This is a genomic window from Treponema sp. R6D11 (genome assembly GCF_054786075.1).
The window spans coordinates 1-428 of sequence record NZ_BDHD01000760.1 but is presented as its reverse complement, the minus strand read 5'-3'; the positions used below and the strand labels follow the sequence as shown (position 1 = coordinate 428).

Below are 428 nucleotides of genomic sequence, written 5' to 3'. Positions count from 1 at the left end.
AGCCCCTTACCGGAAGAAGCGCCGGATTGCAGAGATGCTGAAACTGAATCTAAAAGTTTTTGCTTTTCTTCGGCAAGGCGGCGCGCTTCTTCTTCCGCCAACATTTTTTTCATTTCCGCAGTAGCGGCTTCCGTTCGGATTAAATTTATAAGTTGTTCAATATTAACGCGCTGCGAAGAACGAGGCTCTAACCGCAAATACTGCTCGTAGTCCGAAACAGCGTTTTGCAAATTACCAGCTTTAATTCTTGTATTCGCTCTACCAAGGTATGCGTTTGGATACCCTGAATCAAAACCAATCGCCTGATTATAGTATTGTTCGGCTGTATCGATATTTCCTTTTTGAAAATAAACATTCCCCAAATTATTCGCGACACTGGCTGAATACCTTCCGGCAGATGGTAAAATCCGCCTGTAAATTGTAATGGC

Annotated in this window: 1 protein-coding gene; it reads right to left on the bottom strand. The window is 43.2% G+C overall.

Annotated features, from left to right (window positions below):
- Nucleotides 1–428, bottom strand: a 428-nt coding sequence (locus ACYVTD_RS15940) for a tetratricopeptide repeat protein (RefSeq protein ID WP_461248666.1), incomplete at both ends; no start/stop codon positions are given.